This window comes from Nocardiopsis sp. NPDC058631, assembly GCF_042716955.1.
Classification (GTDB): Bacteria; Actinomycetota; Actinomycetes; order Streptosporangiales; family Streptosporangiaceae; genus Nocardiopsis.
In genome coordinates, this window is record NZ_JBHXQY010000017.1 from 46,195 (window position 1) to 63,919 (window position 17,725).

Genomic DNA, 17,725 nt, shown 5'->3' on the forward strand with positions numbered 1-17,725 from the left:
CACGTCGGCCCCGTCCGCCCCTTCGGCCCCGGCACACCGGACCTCCTCCCCCGCGGCCCGGACAGGCCCTCTCCCCCGATGAGGCACAATCGGCCCTGTGCCCGTCTCAGTACTGCTGGTCGACGACCAGCCCCTCGTCCGTGCCGGATTCCGCCTGATCCTGGAGTCCGCCCCGCACCTGTCAGTCGTCGGGGAGGCCTCCGACGGCCGCGAGGCGGTGCGGGCCGCCCGAACCCTGGTGCCCGACGTCGTCCTCATGGACATCCGCATGGCCGGCATGGACGGCGTCGAGGCCACCCGGCTGATCACCTCCTGGGCCCGACCCCTGGGACACAACGTGCGGATCCTGGCCCTGACCACCTTCGACCTGGACGAATACGTGGTGGAGGTCCTGCGCGCGGGCGCGACCGGGTTCCTCCTCAAGGACTCCCCGCCCGCCGAACTCGTAACCGCCGTCGACGTGGTCGCGAGCGGCGCCGCGGTCGTCGCGCCCCCGGTGCTCCGCCGCCTCCTGGACCGCTTCGCGCCGCTGTTCCCACCCGCAGCCGACGACGAGGCGACCGCCCCCCGCCTGACCGCCCGCGAACACGAGGTCCTGCGGCTGGTGGCGCGCGGCTGGTCCAACGCCGAGATCGCCGCCCACCTCGTCCTGGGCGAGACGACCGTCAAGTCGCACGTGGGGAGCATCCTCACCAAACTGGAGCTGCGTGACCGCGTCCAGGCGGTGGTGTACGCCTACGAACACGGGCTCGTCAGACCCGGACGGCCCGACACCGACCGCTGAGGGGTACCGCGCCCCGGGCGCGCCGGAGACCGGGCCACCGGCCCCGCGGCCCCCGGCGCGTCGCTGTCGGACGCCTCCACGCCTTGACAGGATGTTCCGGTGATCGAACTCACCGGTGTCCGCACCTGATCCAGGCGAACCCGACACGTCCGGGCTGCGTCCCCTCTGGGGTTGTCATCAACGCGCCGACCACCACGGGGTCCAGGCGGGGAGGGAACGGAGAACAGGGATGCCAAGCAAGCGGGAGCGGCCCGTTCCGCCGAGTGAGGATCGCCTGCTCAGCAGGATGCGGGACTGGCGGGCGGAACACGAGCGGGAGCTGACCCCGGACGGCCTGGACGAGAACGAGGCCATCAACCTCCCCGACGCGAGGGCCATCGACCTGGTCCTGCGCGTCGGCGAGCTCATGCTCGCCAGCGGCGAGGGCACGGAGGCCGTGAGCGAGTCGATGCTCAGCCTCTCGGTGGCCTTCGAACTGCCCCGGTCGGAAGTGTCGGTCACCTTCACCACGATCACACTGTCCACCCACCCGGGCGGCGACCAGCCGCCCGTCACCGGCGAACGGGTCGTGCGCCGACGCTCCCTGGACTACTTCCGCGTCAACGAGCTGCACACCCTGGTGCAGCAGGCGGCGCTGGGGCTGCTGGAGCTGGAGGACGCCACCGCGCGCCTGTCCCAGATCCGGCGGGCCCGGATGCCGTACCCGAACTGGGTGATCGTGCTCGGGTTCGGGCTGATCGCCTCCAGCGCCAGTGTGATGATGGGCGGCGGCCTGGTCGTGGCCACGGCGGCGTTCCTCGCCACCGTGCTGGGCGATCGGACCGCCGTGTTCCTGGCACGGCGCGGCGTCGCCGAGTTCTACCAGATGGCCGCCGCTGCGGTGGTGGCGGCGACCATCGGTGTGGCCCTGCTCTGGGTGAGCACCACGCTGGACCTGGGACTGCAGGCCGCGGCCATCATCACCGGCAACATCATGGCCCTGCTCCCCGGGCGACCCCTGGTGTCCAGCCTCCAGGACGGCATCAGCGGCAGTTACGTGTCGGCCGCGGCCCGCCTCCTGGAGACCTTCTTCATCCTGGGCGCGATCGTGTCGGGGGTGGGCGCCGTGGCCTACACGGCGATCCGCCTGGGCGTGCCCATCGACCTCGACAGCCTGCCCTCGGCGGGCACCTCCCTGGACGTACCCGTCCTGATCGGTGCGGCGGGAATCGCCATGGCGTTCGCGATCTCCCTGGCGGTGCCACCCCGCATGCTCCCGACGATCGGGGCCCTGGGCGTCCTGATCTGGGCGATCTACGCGGGGCTGCGCTCCCTCCTGGAAGTGCCGCCGGTCGTGGGCACGGTCGCGGGCGCGGTCGCGGTGGGCGTGGTGGGCCACTGGCTGGCACGGCGCGCCAGACGTCCGGTCCTGCCGTACCTGGTCCCGTCGATCGCGCCGCTGCTCCCCGGCAGCATCCTGTACCGGGGGCTGATCGAGATCACCCAGGGCACGGCGGTATCCGGTCTGCTCAGCGTGGTGGAGGCGGTCATGGTGGGCTTGGCGCTGGGTGCCGGGGTCAACCTCGGCGGAGAGCTGGTGCGGGCCTTCCAGCGCGGTGGACTGGCGGGGGCCGGGATGCGCAGTCGCCCGGCGGCACGCCGAACGCGTGGCGGGTACTGAGTTCCTTATGGCCGCAGCCGGACACGCGAGAACCATTGTCGGCCTGCGGGTATCTCACCGTGTGAGAGCGGGCGACGACACCAGGGCCACCCCATTCGGCCTAAACCAGAGCAAGCATGTGATGTGAGCCACTAAGGTTGGCGTCAGCTCGACGACGAGCTCTTCTGGAACGAAAGGCCTGTCCCATGTGCAGCCACGAACCCGCCTGCCCGTCCTTCGAGGACACCGACCGCGAAGCCGCACGAGTCGTCTCCAGCCACCCCGAACAAGGGTGGAGCCTGCTCTGCAACGGAGTCGTCCTCTTCGAGGACACCGGCGAGCTGCTGCCCGACGGAGCGGTTGTCGCCCCGCACAGGCCCCGCGTGGCCGCCTGACACAGCCCGCCGACCACCACGGCCAGGGGCCCGCCCCACGAACGCACCGGCACCAGGCGACGCAGCAGTCCCCGAGGGACCGCACCGCCCGCACCGCAGCCGTCGGACACGACGGTCCCCGACACGCACACCCGCCCGGAAGGCACCAGGCCCCGGGCGGTTTCGTGTCACCGGTCGGGCCAGCCCTCGGGCAGCACGTCCTCTCCCCCCATCGCCTCCCGCAGCCGACTCCGGAAGTCCGCGTGCACATCGGCGCCCCACACCAGGCCGCTCGGGGTGCGCAGTGCCTGCTCCATGACGGCGCGCAGCGCGTCGGCGCGCGCCTCGCCCTCCACCACCGGAACCGCCAGCAGGGCGTGCATCTGGGTGATGACGGCGAACAGCTCCCCCGCCAGCGCCGGAGCGGTGGCCGTCGCCGCCGCCTCCTCCAGGTACGGGGTCCACCACGGCCCAGCCCCCTCCTGTTCGTCCTCCTCCGGTGGGACGGCGAAACCCCGGCGCAGCCGCCTGCGCACCTCGTCCGCGGTCCCCGGGTCCCGGTCCCCCAGCCCCAGCCGCCAGACCCGCTCGGCCGCGTCCGGCTCCCCCCGCAGGGAGAGCAGCCCGGCGAGGAGTTCCACGGCCGAGGCCGAGGTCCCCGCATCCGGCCCGGGAACCTCCTCCACGCCCTCTCCCGGATCGACGATCGCGCCGACGTCGGCGATGGCGTGTTCGAGGTGGGACGCCGCGCGCAACAGGCGCAGGCCGGGGTCGTCCGCGACCGCCAGGCCGCGCTCGACGGCCGCCGCGGCGGCACCCGGCAGCCCCCGGCCGAGCAGCCGCCCGGCAAGGTCGCGGGCGGCGTCGACCACCGTGGTGGCGTGCAGGCGGCTGATCGGCGCGGGGCCGGGCGGGAGCGCGAGCGCCGCCTCCCAGTGCTCCTCCGCCCCGGCCGTGTCCCCGCGGTCCTCCGCGGCCCGTGCCAGCCCGTAGCGGGCGACGGCGGCGAAGTCGGGGGCGCCCAGGTCGAGGAGCCGGCGCCACACACTCTCGGCCTCGGAGTGCTCCCCGTCCTGTTCGAGGGAGAGCCCGAGGTGGTAGGCGGCCCGCGGGGCGTACCGGGCGTCTCCGGTGGCCACAGCCCGGCGCGCCGCCTCACGGGAGGCGGGGAGGTCGCCCCGCTGGTCCTCGACGACGGCGAGGCCGAGCAGTGCGCGGGCGAGCAGCGGCGGGCGCGGGCCCGCGGCGACGGCCCGCCGGTAGAGCTTGGCGGCGCGTTTGAGATGGCCGTTCTCGGCGAGGTCCCGAGCCTGGTCGCACAGGTCGGCAGCGTCCTGGGCGAAGGTCGCGTCGGGCTCCCCGGTGTCCGCTGGGTCGGTCGCCGGGGGCGGGTCGGCGGGGCCAGAGCGTGCGGGATGTCCGGACGTCGTGGTCATTGCTTCCGCTTTCCATGGGGGCGGCGGGTCCCGCGGTGGGACGCGGGTCCGTGTCGCCGCAACTCTAACGCGGCTCCCGCCGGGAGGCGGCGCCCCCGGCCGTCGGGCACGGGGATGCCCGTCCCCTGCGGGGCGTCGGACCAGGATCCACCAGCCCTCGACCAGAGAAGTCGGAGGTGTTCGGCGAGCCGCCGATGCGCGACCTTTACGTCGTAGATTCAGATGGGGGGTGCAGGCCACCACCCCACGCGCGAAGGGGTGCCGGTCCGCGGACCGGCACCCCTTCGACCGCACGGGCCGCCTACATCGCGAAGGCCTCCGGCGGCGGGCAGGAGCAGACCAGGTTGCGGTCACCGTAGGCCTGGTCGATCCGACCGACCGGCGGCCAGTACTTGTCCGTGCGCAGCGACGGAAGCGGGTACACCGCCTCGGCACGCGTGTAGCCGTGCTTCCACTCGTCGGCGGTCACCGCCTCGGCCGTGTGCGGGGCGTTGCGCAGGGGGTTGTCCTCGGCGTCCCACTCCCCCGCGGCCACCAGGTCGATCTCGGCGCGGATCGCGATCATCGCCTCCACGAACCGCTCCAGCTCGGCGAGGTTCTCGCTCTCGGTCGGCTCCACCATCAGGGTGCCGTTGACCGGGAAGGACATCGTGGGGGCGTGGAACCCGTAGTCCATCAGCCGCTTGGCCACGTCCTCGTTGCTGATCCCGCTCGCCTTCTGGAGCGGGCGGATGTCGATGACGCACTCGTGCGCCACCAGGCCCCCCTCGCCCGTGTAGAGGACCGGGAAGTACGGCTCCAGCCGCTTGGCCAGGTAGTTCGCGGACAGGACCGCGACCTCGGTGGCGGAGCGCAGACCCTCCTCGCCCATCATCCGGACGTACGCCCAGGAGATCGGCAGGATGCCCGCCGACCCGAACGGAGCGGCCGACACCGGCCCCACGCCCGTGTGCGGACCCGCCTCGGACTGGGACGGGTGGTTGGGCAGGAAGCCGGCCAGGTGCGAGCGGACCGCGACCGGGCCCACGCCGGGCCCGCCTCCGCCGTGCGGGATGCAGAACGTCTTGTGCAGGTTCAGGTGGCTGACGTCGGCGCCGAACTCGCCCGGCTTGGCCCAGCCCAGGAGCGCGTTCAGGTTGGCGCCGTCGACGTACACCTGGCCGCCGGCCTCGTGGACCAGGCGGCACACCTCGGTGATCGTGTCCTCGTACACGCCGTGCGTGGACGGGTAGGTGACCATGATGGCGGCCAGGTCGTCCGCGTGCTGGACGGTCTTGGCGCGCAGGTCGTCCAGGTCGACGTTGCCGTTGTCGTCACAGGCCACGACGGCCACGCGCATGCCCGCCATCACGGCGCTGGCCGCGTTGGTGCCGTGCGCGGAACTGGGGATGAGGCAGACGTCGCGGTGGGCCTCACCCCGCGAGCGGTGGTAGCCCCGGATGGCGAGCAGTCCGGCGAACTCGCCCTGGGACCCGGCGTTGGGCTGGAGGGACACGGTGTCGTAGCCGGTGACCTCGGCCAGCCAGGACTCCAGGTCGCGGATCACGGTCATGCTCCCGACCGCCTGGTCGAGCGGCGCGAAGGGGTGCAGGCCCGCGAACTCCGGCCAGGTGACGGGCTCCATCTCCGTGGTCGCGTTGAGTTTCATGGTGCACGAGCCCAGCGGGATCATCGTGCGGTCCAGAGCCAGGTCCCGGTCGGACAGGCGGCGCATGTAGCGCAGCAGGGAGGTCTCGCTCCGGTGGGTGTTGAACACCGGGTGGGAGAGGTAGTCGGTCTCCCGGGACAGCCCGGCGGGCAGGCGCCCGGCGGCACGGTCCACTGCCAGGCGCGCCTTGGATGTGCCTCGCTCGGTCCCGCCGAAGGCCGCGAGCACCGCTTCGAGGTCCGCCTCCGAGGTGGTCTCGTCCACGCTCACACCGACCGTGTACTGGTCGACGGGCAGGAGGTTGTACCCGGCCTCCAGAGCGGTCTCCACGACGCCGGCAGCGCTGGGCACGCGCACGCGCAGGGTGTCGAAGTAGGCGGAGTGGACGATCTCGAACCCGCGCTCGCCGAGGGCGTCGGCCAGGGCCGCGGTGCGGGTGTGCACCTGGCGCGCGATCGCGCGCAGGCCGTCGGGGCCGTGGTAGACGGCGTACATACCGGCCATGACGGCGAGCAGCACCTGCGCGGTACAGATGTTGCTGGTGGCCTTCTCGCGTCGGATGTGCTGTTCGCGGGTCTGGAGGGCGAGCCGGTAGGCGGGCTTGCCCGCGTTGTCCACCGAGACGCCCACCAGGCGGCCGGGCAGCTGTCGGCGCAGTTTCTCCCCCACGGCCATGTAGCCGGCGTGCGGGCCGCCGAAGCCGAGCGGGACACCGAAGCGCTGGGTGGATCCGACCGCGATGTCGGCGCCGAGGTCGCCCGGGCTGCGCAGCAGGGTCAGGGCGAGGATGTCGGCGGCCACCACGGCGAGCGCCCCGCGCTCGTGGGCGGCGGAGATGACCGCTGCCGGGTCCCTCACCGCGCCGCTGGAGGCGGGGTACTGCACCAGGACACCGAAGGCCTCGCCCTCGGGCAGGCCCTGCGACAGGTCGGCGACGACGACCTCGATGCCGAGGGGTTCGGCCCGGGTGCGCAGGACCTGGAGGGTCTGCGGGAAGACGTCGGCGTCGACGACGAAGACGTCGGCCCTGCTCTTGGAGGCCCGGCGGGCGAGGGTCATGGCCTCGGCCGCGGCGGTGGACTCGTCCAGGAGGGACGCCCCGGAGACCGGCAGGCCGGTCAGGTCGCAGACCATGGTCTGGAAGTTGAGCAGGGCCTCCAGGCGGCCCTGGGAGATCTCGGGCTGGTAGGGCGTGTAGGCCGTGTACCAGGCCGGGTTCTCCATGATGTTGCGGAGGATCACCGGCGGGGTGAAGGTGTCGTAGTACCCCTGGCCGAGCAGGGAGGTGTGCACGTCGTTGCGCGCGGCGAGGTCGCGGAGCTCGGCCAGCGCCTCGGCCTCCCCGATCGCCTCGGGCAGGTCCAGCGGGGCGCTGCGGCCCGGCCCGGTGAGGATGGACTCCGGTACGGCCGCCGCCATGAGCTCGGCGGTGGAGCCGTAGCCGACCGCCTTGAGCATTTCCTGGGTCTCGGCCGGGGTGGGGCCGATGTGGCGGTCGGCGAACACCCTGGCGGGTTCGCCGGGGTTGTTCACGGGCTGGTCAGGCACGGAGACCTCCTGGTGACAGGGCCGATTCGGTTCGGCGGTGTTCCTCACGGTCTCCCCCTCTGTCACCGGGCACGGGCGTGCCAGGCTTCAGAGCGGCCTCCTCCGCGCGGTCCGTGGTGCCTGAGAGGTTACTGGGGAGTATTGCCCCGTCGGCGCCCCTGTCGGGGTCTCTCCCGCGCGGTATTGACAGCCTGTTGACGCTATGTACATGTGGGGACAGGGCGAATGTCGCTTTTCATCCCTGTTGTGAGTATGACCGTACTCGATGGCCGCTGTCGGAGCCGAGTCCGCCCGCGCGTTTCACCGAACCAGTGTGCGGCGCCACACGGGGCGCGGACGCGACCCGGTCGCCCCGTCCCGGCCGTGGGGACTCCACCGGCCCGCGCCGCTCGGGCAGGACCGGGCCCGCCGGTCGCTCCCGCACCCCCAGGATCTGCGTGGGGCGTCCGTCCCCGAGGGCGGCAGGGGCCGTTCCACGTGGGCAGGAGGAGATGCGGGACCCTGGTGTCGAGGAGCCCGGAAACCGCGGCCTCGCTCGCCCCGGCCCTCTCGACGGCCTCCGCGAGTCGACGTCCCCTCCCCGGGGTACGGCGGAAACCGCGAACAGCGCACGGGCCGTCACCCGTTCACACTTGCGGGGGTGAGGCGGACGATCCGGGGTCAGCCGGTCCGGCGCTCCCTGCGCCGCCTGGCGAGTTCGTCCACGGGCGGGGGCGCGGAGGGCAGCTCGGTCCGCTCCTCGTCGGAAACCACACCCAGCGCCTCTTCCAGCTCGCGCCACACGTTGGCCAGCGCCAGGCCGAACATACCCTGTCCTCGCTGCATGAGGTCCACGACCTCCTCGGGGGAGGTGCACTCGTAGACGCTGACGCCGTCGCTCATGAGGGTGATGCGGGCCAGGTCGGGGGTGGGACGCCCGCGCAGGTGGTCGACCGCGGTCCGGATCTGCTGCAACGAGATGCCCGTGTCCAGCAGCCGTTTGGCCACCTTCAGCAACAGGATGTCGGGAAGGCTGTACAGGGGGGCGTTCTGGGCTCCGGTACGCACGCTCGGTTCCACCAGGCCGGTTCTCGCCCAGTAGTCGAGCTGACGGTAGGTGATCCCTGCGGCGGTACACGCCGCGGGGCCCCGATACCCGACGTCCATAGGCCGCGCCACCACGTCCTCTTCGCACAGTAGGCCCTGCTGCCCCGCTAGCCGCAGCGCGGACCGCCTGTCATGGGGATTCCGCTTGCCGCTCGCTACCGCCACGCCGACCTCCGGCCTCTCGTCCCACGGCGGCCTCGACAGGGGATGTCCACTCAGGGAATGGGTGCGCCGTGGGTTCCACTGCACTGACGGTAGGACGACCGAACGGCAGCGTCAACGACAGCACCCGGCGCGTCGCCAAGTGCGCGCACCGTTGGGTTCCCGGAACCGCCCCGGTGGCGCACCCTGCGCCCGCACGGGTTTGGGCCCTGACAGCTTCGACCACTCCCTCAGCCCAATCTATCACCGGCGCGATGAACAAAGCCGCAGGTCGCAGCCATGTCACTTCTGGCTTCCACGCTGACGTCACGCTCGTGGGGCCCGTGGGGCGCACGGGCCCGAGGAGGTTGTGCCTACTCGGCCTTCCTGCCGAAGTCCTCGGGCGAGATGTTGTCCAGGAACTCCCGGAACGCCTCGACCTGATCCTCCTGCTCGTCCGGGATCGGCATGCCCGCCTCGGCGATCACGTCCTCGTGGGCGTAGATGGGCGCGCCCGTCCGTAACGCGAGGGCGATGGAGTCGGAGGGCCGGGCACTGACCTCCACACCGTTGCTGAAGACCAGCTCGGCGTAGAAGATGCCGTCGCTCAGGCCGGTGATGTTCACCGTGGTGAGGCCGGTGTCCAGGGCGTCCAGGACGTCCCGGAACAGATCATGGGTGAGCGGTCTCGCCGGAGCGACGCCCTGTTGCGCCAGCGCGATGGCGGTCGCCTCCACGCCGCCGATCCAGATCGGCAGGTAACGATCTCCCTCGGTCTCCTTGAGCAGGACTATCGGCTGGTTCGAGGGCATCTCAACCCGGACGCCGACGACCTCCATGTGCTTCACAGCGGCTCCGTCCCACGCGTCGTCACACCGGATGGGCGCTCGTCCCTGCCCGCCCGGGTTCGGGACCCCAAGGCGAAATCGGCACCCTTCGTTACAAAGCTGTCCGGCGGCGGGGGGCCGCAAACCTCATCGACCCACCCGCCGCCGTCACCCGTGGTCAGCGGCCCCTCAACGGCGCGGTTTGGTCAGCAGAACCATGCGGAACTTGCCGATCTGGATCTCGTCCCCGCCGCCGAGCTGGGCCTCGTCGACCGGTTCCCGGTTCACGTAGGTGCCGTTGAGGCTGCCCACGTCACGGACCCCGAACCCGTCGCCACGGCGGAAGAACTCCACGTGGCGCCGGGACACGGTGACGTCGTCAAGGAAGATGTCACTGTTGGGATGCCGTCCGGCGGTGGTCACATCGCTGTCCAACAGGAAACGGCTTCCCGCGTTGGGGCCACGCCTGACCACGAGCAGCGCCGTGCCCGGAGGCAGGGCGTCCGCGTTGGCCGGGTCGTCGCCGCTCAGCTCGTCGCCGGGCTCCTCCTCCTCCAGGGCCTGTATCCCGGAGATGGAGATGGTGGACGTGACGTCTCCGGCGGAGTCCCCACCCGAACCGGGTCGGGGTCCCTGCTGTTCGGCCCTGCGGACGGGGGTTCCGCAGTGGGAGCAGAAACGGGCATCATCCGCAACGGCGTGACCGCACTGCGTGCAGTAAACGCTCGACATAGGTCGGCTCGGCCTCCTACCGCACGGGGCGGTGCTTGATTCGGCTGATCGGTGACACGTTCCGGACACCGCGCGGACACCTGGTCCACACACCGTCCGGCACGTGGCGAGGCGGTCCACTGTCGCGGCAGCGGTGCGCCTCACACGGTCGGTCGCTAGGTCTCATCCCCCGTGTCGTACTCCTTGTCACCCCCGGTCAGGGTGTCCGCCGTTGCCGGGATACCCGGCCCGGTGGGCGACGCGGCGCTCCAGGGAACACTCGACTTTAAACCATATCCCTGTCCAGGCAGGGTTTCGCTCCTCCTCGGCCTGCCGTGGACGCCCCGACCGCGCACGCGGTGCGAAGAACTGCGGACCCGGTGCCTGGGGCGCCGTCTCCGCGTGTGACCGACCTCGGGACAGTGAAACACCTGTCCTGATGCTGATGCCTGTCCGGGGGGTTTGGTTCTCGCCGAACCCCCACTGATTCGCACCGACACCATTGGCCCGCTATGACCTGCTGATATGTCCAATTTATCCCTTAAACGCACTTTCGAGCGCGCCGGACGGAGCGGACCACTCCCTCCGGGCGAACACGCCGCGCGGGCGCGGACGACCTTCTCGTCCACACCCGCGCGGCGCAACGGTCAGCCCTCAGCCCTCTCGACCACGGCCGCCCACTCGTCCAGCAGGCGGTGCGCGGTGTCCGAGTCAGGACCTTCGGCCCAAAGATGGGTCACGGCCTCCGCCGTGTCCGGGAGGACCAGGGCCCAGCTTCCGTCGGACTCAAGGACCCTGACGCCGTCCGTGGTGTCCAGCTGGCGGTCTCCAGCCGCCTCCACGACGGACCGCATGACGCTCCCCTTGACCGCCCAGGGGGTGGGCACCGAACGGCGCAGGAGGTGCGCCTGGGGGATCACGCGGTCGATCTGGCTCAGCGACCGGCGGTCCCTGGCCACCAGGCCCAGCAGCCGCACGAAAGCGGCGATGCCGTCGCTGGTCGGGCTGAACTCCGGGACGACGAACCCGCCCCTGCCGTCACCGGCCAGGATGACGTCCTCGCCACGGCCCTGGACCGCCTTGGTGAGTTCGTCGGTGGCGGTCGCGGTCCAGTGGACCTTGACCCCGTGCGCGGCGGCCACCGTCTCCGCGACCCGGGTGGTGGTGACGGGGAGCGCCACCGTGCCGCCCCCGCGCTCGGCGCAGACCAGTTCCAGGACGACCAGCAGGGCGCGGTCGTTGTCGACCAGTTCCCCCCGGCCGTCCACGATGGCCAGCCGCTCGGCCACGGGGTCGAACCGCACCCCGAAGTCGGCTCCGGACCCCGCCACCAGCTCACCCAGGCGCTCCAGGTCGCGGTTCTGCTTGGCGGCCGTGTCGGTGGGAGAGGCCTCGTCGAGCCGGTTGTTGACCGTGAGGACGTCGACGCCGATCCGCCCCAGCAGGGACGGCAGGATGAGCGATCCGCTGCCGCCCGCGCAGTCCACGACCACCTTGAGCCCGGCCTCGGCGACCCCGGAGGTGTCGACCGAGCGCAACAGGTCGTGCGAGTAGTTCTCGACCCCGCGCGAGGGGAAGGTCAGCTCCCCGATCTCCCCGGGGAAGGCCCTGCGGTACTCGGCGCGGGAGAAGACCCGGTCGAGCTTGCGCTGGGCCGCCGGCGACAGGTCGGCTCCGCTCCCGTCCAGGAAGAGGATGTCCACCGACTCCGGGTCGCCCGGGGTGGTGCGCAGCGTGATACCGCCGCTGACCCCGCTCTGCGAGGTGTGGAAGCGCGCCACGGGCAACGGCACCACCTCCAGGTCGCGTACGTCGATGGCTGCGGCGGTGAGCGCGCTGATCACCGCGCGCTTGAGCGTGCGGGCGGCCCGGGACACGTCACGGGACGTGGTGACGAGCGCGCCCTTCTTCAGGGTGGTGGCGTAGGCGTTGGCCAGCCGCACCGCCAGTTCGGGGGTGATCTCGACATTGATCAGCCCGGACACGCCCCGGGGTCCGAACAGCGAACGCTGCCCGCGCGACTCCCAGATGACGTTGGTGCTGACGACCGCTCCGGCCTCGATGGTCTTGAAGGGGTAGACCTTGACGTCGGCGTTGACGTAGGCCTCGGACTCGATGACGCAGTCCTCGCCGACGACCGCCCCCTCCTCGACCCTGGCGGCGGCCATGATGTCGGTGTTCTTGCCGATGACGCAGCCGCGCAGGTTGGCACCCCTACCGATGAACACGTTGTCGTGCAGGACCGTGCGGTGGCAGAAGGCCTCCGACCGCACGACGGTGTTGCTGCCGACCACGGTGAACTCGCGCAGCTCCGCCCCCGCCTCGACCTTGGCGTAGTCGCCGATGTAGAGCGGCCCCTTGAGGACCGCGCGGGGGTCGACCTCGGAGCCCTCGCCGACCCATACGCCCGGGGACACCTCGAAGCCGTCGATGTCGACGTCCACCTTGCCGGACAGGACGTCGGCCTGGGCGCTCAGGTAGCTCTCGTGGGTACCGACGTCCTCCCAGTAGCCGTCGGCGATGTAGCCGTAGAGGGGCTCGCCCTCCTCCAGGAGCTGGGGGAAGACGTCGCCCGACCAGTCGACCACCTCGCCCTCGGCGACGCGGTCCAGGACGTCCGGCTCCATGATGTAGATACCGGTGTTGACGGTGTCGGAGAAGACCTGGCCCCAGGTGGGCTTCTCCAGGAAGCGCTGGATCCGGCCCTGCTCGTCGACGATGATGATGCCGAACTCCAGCGGGTTCGGGACCCGCTTGAGGGCGATGGTGACCTTGGCGCCGCTCTCCTTGTGGAAGCGCACCATGTCGGTGAGGTCGATGTCGGTGAGCGCGTCGCCGGAGATGACGATGAACGGCTCCCCGCGCAGGTGCTCCTCCGCGTTCTTGACACTGCCCGCCGTGCCGAGCGGTACCTCCTCGGCGACGTAGTGGAGCTTCATCCCGAGCTCCTCGCCGTCCCCGAAGTAGTTGCGGATGAGGGTGGCCAGGAACTGGACGGTGACCACGGTCTCGGTGAAACCGTGCTTGCGCAGCAGGCGGAGCACATGCTCCATGATGGGCTTGTTGACCACCGGCAGCAGGGGTTTGGGCTGGTTGGCGGTCATGGGGCGGAGCCGGGTGCCCTCTCCGCCGGCCATCACGACTGCCTTCATGGGGGGCGCCTGGACGGCGCCGTCCGGGGTTTCCTCGTGTGTGCTCATCGTTGGTCCCTCCGTAGGGCGGTGCCGTGGGAGGACGCGGCGGGGGAATGATGCTCGAAGCGCACGCCATCGCGCGCGGTGGGACGTGATGCCATGACGGTGATGACACTCCCTTTCGATCCGACAGGACTCGCGGTGGGCCGGTCCTCCGGTGGATCAGGGGCCGATCCGTCCCTGATCCGGGCGGCTCGGCCGGTCCGAGCCTTCGGATACCGCTCCAGGATCGCCGTCAGCGGCCGCCGGTGTGGCTGGATCGAGCTGATCCATGTCGTGGCCGCGGTCGAGGTCGCTGTCGTCGGTGACCGTTAGGTCCCCGGTGCGATCAGCGCGTTCGTCGCGGCGGGTCTGGGCGATCAGGCGCAGTCCCTGGACGGCGTAAAGCAGTCCGGCCCACCAGTACAGAGCAGTTCCCCAGAGTGCGAAGGCCCAACCTATAATCCTCGCCACATCCGCCACGACCGACGTGTAACCCGCGATGAACAGGAGGGGGAACGAGTAGAGAAGGCAGAGCGTGGCGGCCTTCCCCGCGAAGTTGACCGGGAGGGGCCCGTAGCCGTAGTGGCGCAGGAGCGGCAGCGCCCCCAGGATGAGGACGTCGCGCAGGACGAGGATGGCCATCAGCCACCAGGGGACGATGTCCCGGATCACCAGTCCGAGCAGCGCGGCGAAGATGTAGAGCCGGTCCGCGAGCGGGTCGAGGACGGTGCCCAGGCGCGAGGTCTGGTTCCAGGCGCGCGCGATCTTGCCGTCGAGCCAGTCGCTGAGCCCGGCGAAGCCGAGCACGAGCAGTGCCCACCAGTCGGCCTGCGGTACCAGGACGAGCCAGAGGAACAGCGGCACGCCCAACAGCCGGAGCATGCTCAGCAGGTTGGGAACCGTCCAGATGCGGTCGGTGACCGTCGGGCTGGCCACATCGCCCCCCGCCTCGAATCTGCCATCTTCCGCGGATCGCCCCATGGCGCCCACGATAACGGGCGGGTGGGTCATTTCCCGCCATCACGGGGCCGGACGGCCCCGACCCGGTCCGAAGGACGATCGTCCGCCAATCGTACCGTGTACGTTTTCGGCCTTCCACCAGCACAGTGTCTGTTTCGCACGGTGCGTGTCCCGGCCCGGCCGCACCACCGGCCGTCTGCGGCCACGGCGTACGGACCGCCTCATGGGAACCAACGAAGGGGCCGGTGGCGGGGTTCCCCGTGTGCGTCCCGCGTACCTGACCTCTCAGGTCGGTACACCTAGAGCGTGAGGATGCGGTCGGCCTCGCGAAGGCCCGACAGCAGGGCGCCGTGCACGGTGGCGGTGTGCTCGATCTCGGTCGCCTCCCCCGCGAAGAACAGCCGGCTTCCGACCGGGTCGCCGAGCGCCACCCGGTCGCCGTCGCCCGAGCCCACGGCCGTGTAGGAGAAGGCGCCCCGGGAGAAAGGGTCGTCGGCCCAGTGGGTCACGCGGTGGTCCACCGGGTCCGGCGCCTTGCGGAACATGGCGCGCAGAGCGGACATCGCGTGCTCGACCACCTCGCCGTCGTCCATCCCCTCCAGGAACCGGGCCGCCCTTCCGCCGTTGCGGCTGGCCAGGACCGGTGCCCCGAGGACTCGCTGGCCCGCGTACCAGTGGAACCACGTGCCCGCCTCGGTCCCCAGGTTGACGATGACCTCCGCGTCGCCCCAGAACACCTCGTCGAAGCGCAGGAACAGCTTCTCCAGGCTGCCGTTGCCCAGACGCTCCACGGCGTCCCGCTTCTCGTCCGGCAGCGGAGGGGCGAATCCGACCTGCCCCGCCTTGAGCACACCCAGGGGCAGGGTGACCAGGACCCGGTCGGCGGTCAGGGTCTCCTCCCCGTCGGGGGTGTCGACCCTGACGCGGGCGCCGTCGCCGCCGTGGAGGACCTCCAGCACGACGTGCTCCAGCCTCACGTCCAGACCGCGCGCCAGGTGGTCGGTCAGCTGGCCCATCCCGTCGGGGAAGACCACGTCGTCGCCGCTGAACTCGTGCAGGGCCGCGACCGCGGAGAAGGCGACCTCCTCCGCGCCCGCACCGTGGTCGCCCTCGGCGAGGCGGTGCACGATCTCGTTGGCGTCCCGTGCTCGGGCGCGCACCAGGTTGGCGTCGTAGAGGGCCTGGTTGATGCCCTCCTCCATCGACTCCTGGGGGTTGGCGCCCACGGTCGCCCAGTACATGTGCTCCTGGAGGAGGTGGACGTCCTCCATGTTGCGGCGGTGCCGGTCGAAGAGCAGCCGCCGCCCCTTGGGGTCGTACGCGGTCTCGGTGGACCGGTTGAACACGGCGGTGCGCACACCGATCTCGTGGACCAGGTCGGCGAGGGGGTTGTTCTCCTCCCCGTGCATCCAGGAGGCGCCCATGTCCAGGGTCGTGGAGTCGCCCCACTCGTGCACGGAGTGGATGCGCCCTCCGACGCGGCCCCGGCCCTCCAGGACGGTGACGCGCTCACCCTCGTCCGCCAGGCGGTCGGCGGCGGCGAGGCCGGCCATCCCCGCGCCCACCACGATGGTGTGGCCGCGGCCGGGGCCGGCCTCGCGCCCGCGCGGTTCGGACCGCTCACGGTCCGGCTCTCCGGCCGTCTCCTCCTGCGTGTTCTCCCCGTTCGCCTCACCCGGGTCAGTCATAGCGCTCCCCCTCCGTGCCGACCGACAGGTGTGACTGTAAGTGGTCCCCGGGCCACGCCCGGGGACGACACCCCGCCCTCAGCTGGAAGACCTCTCCCGGGGCCCTGCTCAGGAGCCGGAGGGCTCCCCGTCGTCATCCTCCAGTTCGATCCTCTCGCGGCGGCGCTCGCCCTGGACGTGCTCCTCACGTGTGACGTCGCGCTTGCGGACGTGGACCTCCTCGACGGGCACGCGCTCCTTGGAGACGACCGGCCGCTCCTCGTAGAGCGTGAAGGTCTCCTCCTCCTCCCGCATGTCCCCGGTCTCGTCCGTCCCGGACTCGCCGGTCATCGGACGGCGCTCCACCTGGAGCTCGTCGTGGTGCAGCGGGACCGCCTCGTCGAACTGCTCGGTCTCCACGTACTTGTGCAGCCTGGCGTGGCCCGACTCGTGGCGCTCCACACCGATGTCGACACGCTCCTCGGAGCGGACCATCGAGATGTCGTCCGCGTCGGGCGAACCAGCCGTGCCGGTGTCGGCCATCCCCGCGGAACCGCCCATGCCGGAGGCGTCCATGCCGCCGTGCTCGGCGTAGTAGTCACGGACCAACCGCTCCTCCTCCGGGGAGATGTGCCTGTCCGCGTCGACGTTCGGGGCGTCCTTCACCGTGGCCTTGTCGAAGGGGACCTGGATGTCCTCCTCCTTGGGGTGCGAGCCCTGGAGGGGCACAAGGGTCTCGTTGCGACCGAACAGGCCGGTCTCGACCGAGACCCAGCTCGGCTTGTTCGTCTCGTCGTCCAGGTAGACCTGCTTGATCTTGCCGACGCTGTGGCCCTCCTCGTCCAGAACGTGGTGCCCGATGAGGTCTCCGGGTGCGCGGTCACGTGCCATGGTTCCTCCCCTGCTCTTCACTCCCCCGTCGGAACGCCGTGGGCCCCGACCTGGTCCGATCATCCCCCTACCCGCCGTGGCCTGCGGAAACAGCGGTGGGAGCGAGCCGCTAACCGGGCGAGGCCGAGAGTTGAGGAAATGTTTTTCCCCGGCGCTCCCCCTTGGCGTGCACGAGGAGTTCCCTTGTCCTCCATGGGAACACCGACCGGCACCCTCGGGAGCGACGTGAACACGTACGGCTACACTCCAGGGGTCCTGTCCCGCCACAGCCGAAGGAACCCTGCGTGCGCGCAGCCGTGGCAGCCCCGTTGGCCGCCCTCCTCCTGTCCTGTACCACCACCGCCACCGCACGCGTCGGCGGGCTGGACGCGGTCGTGGAGCTCTCCGCGGACCGGCTCGCGACCGCCTCGCCGGTGGCGGCGGCCAAGTGGCACAGCGGTGACCCGGTGGAAGCGCCGGAGCGCGAGGCGCAGGTTCTGGCGGACGCCGGGCGCCACGCGACCGCGCTGGGGATGGAGCCGACGGCCGCCGCGGCGGTGATCCGCGACCGGGTCGAGGCGAACAAGGTGGTCCAGCGGAGCCTGCACGCCCGCTGGCACGCGGACCCCGGCCGGAGTCCCGTGTCGGCGCCGGACCTGTCCCGGGTCCATACCGAGCTGGACGGTCTCACACCGGCGCTGGTGCGGGCGCTGGACGACGCCGACTCCGTGCTGCGCTCCCCCGGCTGTGACGCGGACCTGGCACGGAGTGCACGGGACGCCGCCGGGGCGCGGCGTCCGGACCGGATCCACACCTCGGCCCTGACCCGCGCCCTGGAGGGGGCCTGTTCCTAGTCGC

Annotated in this window: 13 protein-coding genes and 1 riboswitch; of the genes, 4 read left to right on the plus strand and 9 right to left on the minus strand. The window is 71.3% G+C overall.

The window, feature by feature from the left end:
• Nucleotides 1-97: 97 nt before the first annotated feature.
• The 3 genes from ACFWTE_RS08670 (at nt 98) to ACFWTE_RS08680 (ending at nt 2,818) form a co-directional block, all read left to right on the plus strand.
• On the plus strand, nt 98-784 hold the full coding sequence (locus tag ACFWTE_RS08670; RefSeq protein WP_378778702.1) for a response regulator: 687 nt from the start codon (nt 98-100) through the stop codon (nt 782-784).
• A 229-nt stretch (nt 785-1,013) separates the two neighbouring features.
• Nucleotides 1,014-2,444 carry a threonine/serine exporter ThrE family protein gene (locus tag ACFWTE_RS08675; RefSeq protein WP_378778703.1) on the plus strand — a complete coding sequence of 477 codons (1,431 nt, stop codon included), beginning with the start codon at nt 1,014-1,016 and terminating at the stop codon, nt 2,442-2,444.
• Nucleotides 2,445-2,629: 185 nt separating this feature from the next.
• Nucleotides 2,630-2,818 (plus strand): DUF5999 family protein, encoded by a 189-nt coding sequence (locus ACFWTE_RS08680; protein ID WP_378778704.1) that lies wholly within the window; start codon nt 2,630-2,632, stop codon nt 2,816-2,818.
• A 167-nt stretch (nt 2,819-2,985) separates the two neighbouring features.
• Here ACFWTE_RS08680 and ACFWTE_RS08685 read toward each other — a convergent pair whose 3' ends face one another.
• From ACFWTE_RS08685 to ACFWTE_RS08725, 9 genes are all read right to left on the minus strand, one after another.
• Nucleotides 2,986-4,233: a tetratricopeptide repeat protein gene (locus ACFWTE_RS08685; protein WP_378778705.1), complete on the minus strand. Its 1,248-nt coding sequence runs from the start codon at nt 4,231-4,233 to the stop codon at nt 2,986-2,988.
• Between the two features lie 301 nt (nt 4,234-4,534).
• A complete protein-coding gene (gene gcvP, locus ACFWTE_RS08690) occupies nt 4,535-7,429 on the minus strand; it encodes an aminomethyl-transferring glycine dehydrogenase (protein ID WP_378778706.1) in 2,895 nt (964 codons plus the stop codon).
• 97 nt (nt 7,430-7,526) lie between these two features.
• A riboswitch (glycine riboswitch) is annotated at nt 7,527-7,615 on the minus strand.
• A 474-nt stretch (nt 7,616-8,089) separates the two neighbouring features.
• The gene (locus tag ACFWTE_RS08695) at nt 8,090-8,575 is read right to left on the minus strand and encodes a MerR family transcriptional regulator (protein ID WP_378778707.1); all 486 of its coding nucleotides are present in this window, start codon (nt 8,573-8,575) and stop codon (nt 8,090-8,092) included.
• 455 nt (nt 8,576-9,030) lie between these two features.
• A complete protein-coding gene (locus tag ACFWTE_RS08700; protein ID WP_378778708.1) occupies nt 9,031-9,504 on the minus strand; it encodes a bifunctional nuclease family protein in 474 nt (157 codons plus the stop codon).
• Nucleotides 9,505-9,672: 168 nt separating this feature from the next.
• Nucleotides 9,673-10,215 carry an FHA domain-containing protein gene (locus tag ACFWTE_RS08705; RefSeq protein ID WP_378778709.1) on the minus strand — a complete coding sequence of 181 codons (543 nt, stop codon included), beginning with the start codon at nt 10,213-10,215 and terminating at the stop codon, nt 9,673-9,675.
• A gap of 626 nt (nt 10,216-10,841) precedes the next feature.
• Nucleotides 10,842-13,346: a sugar phosphate nucleotidyltransferase gene (locus ACFWTE_RS08710; RefSeq protein ID WP_378778731.1), complete on the minus strand. Its 2,505-nt coding sequence runs from the start codon at nt 13,344-13,346 to the stop codon at nt 10,842-10,844.
• 204 nt (nt 13,347-13,550) lie between these two features.
• Nucleotides 13,551-14,306 (minus strand): CDP-alcohol phosphatidyltransferase family protein, encoded by a 756-nt coding sequence (locus tag ACFWTE_RS08715; RefSeq protein WP_378778732.1) that lies wholly within the window; start codon nt 14,304-14,306, stop codon nt 13,551-13,553.
• Nucleotides 14,307-14,629: 323 nt separating this feature from the next.
• Nucleotides 14,630-16,018 (minus strand): flavin monoamine oxidase family protein, encoded by a 1,389-nt coding sequence (locus ACFWTE_RS08720; RefSeq protein ID WP_378778710.1) that lies wholly within the window; start codon nt 16,016-16,018, stop codon nt 14,630-14,632.
• Nucleotides 16,019-16,126: 108 nt separating this feature from the next.
• A complete protein-coding gene (locus ACFWTE_RS08725) occupies nt 16,127-16,888 on the minus strand; it encodes a PRC and DUF2382 domain-containing protein (protein WP_378778711.1) in 762 nt (253 codons plus the stop codon).
• Nucleotides 16,889-17,172: 284 nt separating this feature from the next.
• Here ACFWTE_RS08725 and aroQ point away from each other — a divergent pair, with 284 nt between their 5' ends.
• Nucleotides 17,173-17,721, plus strand: coding sequence for a gamma subclass chorismate mutase AroQ (gene aroQ, locus ACFWTE_RS08730; RefSeq protein WP_378778712.1), 549 nt, complete (start codon nt 17,173-17,175; stop codon nt 17,719-17,721).
• The last annotated feature ends 4 nt before the right edge of the window (nt 17,722-17,725 follow it).